This is a genomic window from bacterium (assembly GCA_016873475.1).
Taxonomy (GTDB): Bacteria; Krumholzibacteriota; Krumholzibacteriia; order JACNKJ01; family JACNKJ01; genus VGXI01.
Genome location: VGXI01000261.1, coordinates 1 through 3,804, shown reverse-complemented (window position 1 = coordinate 3,804; position 3,804 = coordinate 1). Strand labels below are relative to the sequence as shown.

2 protein-coding genes are annotated in these 3,804 nt (G+C 69.5%); both read right to left on the bottom strand.

Translation table 11 applies throughout. The annotated features are described in order from the left end of the window. Positions 1-644, bottom strand: a 644-nt coding sequence (locus FJ251_14325) for a hypothetical protein (GenBank protein ID MBM4118881.1), incomplete at its 3' end; no start/stop codon positions are given. 211 nt (positions 645-855) lie between these two features. Beyond that, a complete protein-coding gene (locus tag FJ251_14320) occupies positions 856-1,368 on the bottom strand; it encodes a T9SS type A sorting domain-containing protein (GenBank protein MBM4118880.1) in 513 nt (170 codons plus the stop codon). Positions 1,369-3,804: the final 2,436 nt, after the last annotated feature.

Genomic DNA, 3,804 nt, shown 5'->3' with positions numbered 1-3,804 from the left:
GGGGCCCGCCAGCGCTCGCGGTCCAGGCGCGTGAGGCGCTCGATTGTACAGGCAACCTGGACGCTGGGGGGGACGGGCAGGTCGGCGGTGACGTCGATCACGGCGTCGAAGCGGGTGGCGCCGCCACTCCCCTCGTCGCGATCGTTCACGTAGATGAGCCGATCGAGCGTGGGCAGGTAGCCGTGCGTGGCCGGCCAGTCCTCGCCGATGGGCAGGAGGTACACGCGCCACTCGTCCCTGGGAAAGGCGCCCTGGTAGACCGTCCACCACTGAGACCCCGTGGGCAGCTGCTCGCCCGCCAGCGTGTAGAGCAGCTCGTTCGCGCCATCCCCGACGCCGAAGGCCTGCATCTCGGCCTCGCTTTCGACGTGGACGGCCACCTGCCAGACCGTGCCGGCCGCGACCGCGCGCGGCGCGATCGCCTGGGTCTTCCAGGTGTTGCCGAAGAGGCGCAGCGAGTAGGCGCTGCCGTCGTGGGTGCCGCTCGTGATGAGCTCCCAATCGCCGGGGTCGGCGTCCTGGCCGGGGTAGCTCCCCAGCGTGACCGTGCCCGACTCGAAGTCGGCGATGACGTCGCCGCGCTCGGCGGTGGCGGTGCTGGCGAGGGCGGCGAGCAGCAGGCAGGCGAGGGCGAGGCGAGGCATGGGGCTCCTCCCGGACGAGTGCAGCATCGCGATGAGGATAGCACAGCCCGGCGGCCGGCGACTGCCTGGAGATGCGCCGCCCGTGCCGAGGGAGGAGTACAGCGGTTAGGTGGGGCGCCGGATCGACTCCGGGTCGCGCGCGCTAGGGCGCTCGCCCCCTCCGCTCGCGCGGCGCGAAACAACGCGCGCGAGGCGAAGGGGGCATCGCACCTCATTTAAGGAGAACGAGCTTGCGCGTCTCCCGGAAGTCGCCGGCGACCAGGCGGTAGAAGTAGACGCCGCTGGCCAGATCGTCGGCCTTGAGCGTGAACTCCTGCCGGCCCGCCGGCTGGTCCTGATCGACGAGCACGGCCACGCGCCGCCCCGTCGGGTCGAAGAGCACCAGCTCCACATGGGCCGCCTTGGGCAAGCCGTAGGCGATGGTGGTCTTCGGGTTGAAGGGGTTGGGGTAGTTCTGGCCGAGCCAGGGGGCGGCCGGGATCGCGTCCACGGCCGTGGGCGAGGGCGGCCCGGCCCAGAAGCCGGCCTCGTGCAGCCAGCTCGGCCCGCTCAGGCGGCCGATCGCCGCCTGGCCGACGGTGCCGACCATCTGGTAGGCCCCGCCGCCGGCGCCGCCGCCGCCGCCCGCGACGACGCTGCGCGGCATCTCGATCGCCGCCAGCCCCGGCGAGGCGGCCGCGAGGAGCGCGGCGGCCAGGCCGAGCAGCAGGAGTGGAGTGCGCATCACTGCTCTCCCTTCTGCAGCTCAGGATGGTTGTTCTCGTAGTCGACGCCCATCGTTTCGGGCTGGCCGAAGGCCTCGGGGTTCAGATAGCGGCCCTGGTCCTTCGCGCTCTTGAGCTCCTCGACCGGGATGCGGTGCGCGTTGGCGTAGGCGTCCTGGCGGATGCCGGTCACCTGCCAGGAGACCTTGAGCCCCGCCGTGCCGCCGCCGATCTGGAAGCGGCCCGCCGCCATCTCCGTCGCCACGTAGACCGGCGCGAAACCGCCGATGCAGGTGAGCTGGTAGCGGAAGTCGCGGTTCAGGGCCTCGAACCAGTCCGGCATCGTGACCCAGGCACTGCCATCCGCGCCGAGCACGATGTTGCCGTTGTAGACGTTCATCATGTCCGGGCTCTCGACGAAGCTGTGGCTGAGCGTCTTGTTCTGGGGATCGAGCGGATGGTCGATCTTGAAGGAACCCGCCGTCTTGCTCAGTGTGCCCGCCACGTGGACGTTGCCGCTGAAGTAGCCGGCGTAGTTCGTCGCGCCGCCGCTGGCCTGGCTATAGAGGCCGTAGTTGGTGCCGCTGCCGGTGGCACTGCCATAGAGCCCGCGATTGAAGCCACTGCCGCCATTGGCAGCGCCGTACACTCCCGTGTAGGTGCCGGAGCCCGTCGGATAGATGTAACCCTGGACGCCGAAGTAGCCACCCTCGAAGCGACCGCCGATACCGTAGTAGTCCGTTGGCCGCGAGAAACCTTCGACAGCGATGTAGTCACTGCTGGAAGTGGACGTGACCTGGCCGATGATGACGTGGCCCGTGGCGTTCACCTCGAGCGGGCGGTCCGGCGCCGTCGTGCCGATGCCGATGTAGCTGCCCGACTGGTAGAGCGCCGAGTTGCCCAGCGTCGTCGCCGCGGTCCAGCGCGGGATGTAGTTCGCCGTGCCGCTGCCAGCCGTGGCCGTGCCGCCAGGCAGTTGGAGGGCGCCGCCCACGTAGGCGTTGAAGGGCGTGTAGAGGCCCCAGTTCACCGCCGACGCATCGCGGAAGGCCAGGGCGCCCCACATCGAGGTGCCCTCGTTGCAGCCCAGCACGCCGCCCGTGTTCGGGCTGTCGAAGTAGGTGTAGCCCGCCACGCCGAAGCTGAAGGGGTCGCCATAGGAGTTCAAGCCGGTGATGGCGTTGTTCGTGCCGGCCACGCTGACATTGGTGCCTGGGTTGAGCAGGGTCGAGGTGCGCGTGGCAAAGACCGCCGCACGCGCGTTGCTGAGGTTGTCCTGGTCGTAGAGCCGCGCCCAGAGGCCACCCTGCAAGTCGGGCGTGGACGCGTACACCTGCAGCCGCGCATCGGAGGCGTCGCGAACCTGGCGCGCCGGATCCTGCTCGACGACCTGCTTCATCGGCAGCTGGCCGATGCCCACCTTGCCGAGGCTGCGGTAGATGTTGTCGCCGGATGTGGTCCACTGGCCGTCGGGAGCGGGATCCTGCCAGGTGCCCACACCAGAGGCGTCCGAAGTGAGCACCCTGCCGGCCGCGCCGCCGGGCGGCATCCTGAATCCGCCTACGTAGGCGTTGTACGGGGTGTAGAGGCCCCAATTCGTGTTGCCTGCATCGCGGAACGCCAGGGCGCCCCAGGTGCTGCCGTTCCATTCGGAGCCCAACACGCCACCCGTGAGCGGACCGTCGTAGAAGGTATAGCCCGCCGTGCCGAAGCTGTAGGGATCCCCGTACCAGTTGGCGCCGGTCACGGCGTTGTTCGTGCCCCAGACGCCGTAATCGGTGCCGGGGTTGGCGAGCCCGCTCGTGCGGTAGCCGAAGATGGCCGCGCGCTGGTTGCTCAGATTGTCCCCGTCGACGTAAGCGGCATACAGCGAGGCATCGCCTTCGGCATTGCTGGAGTAGACCTGCACCTTTGCGTTGGCCGCGTTCCGCGGCGGCATGGTGCCATCAGGCTTGGGCTTCTCCTCGACGCCTTTGAACACGGCGATGCCAATGCCCACCCTGCCGAGCAGGTGGTAGACGTTATCGCCGTTGATCGTCCAGTCGCCATCGTCGCCGACGGCCGGGGTTAGCGCCACCCACTCGCCGTCGCCGGTGCTGTAGGTGAGCACCTGACCGTCCAGCGGCGTGGGCACCCCCACGTCGCTGAGTGCGTCGAGCGTGTGCGTGTGCGTCGAAGCTGCAAAGGCAGCGCTGCTCTGGCCGTCGAGCCGGTCAGCGTTCAGGCTGTAGGGTGCCGAGGCCAGAGCGATGCGCGGCGTGAGTTCCGCCGCCCCGCCGACCGCCACGCCGAGGTAGTACTGGTTGCTGAAGTCGAGCGTCAGCGCCGCGACGCTGCCGAGCAGGGCATTGAAGACGCCGTCGGCGACGGCGAGGGTCTGGGTCTCCGTCCAGAGGGGAGCCCCGCCCACGGCCGCTGCGTAGAGCTTGAAGGTCCGGTTGTAGTTGCCGTCGGGG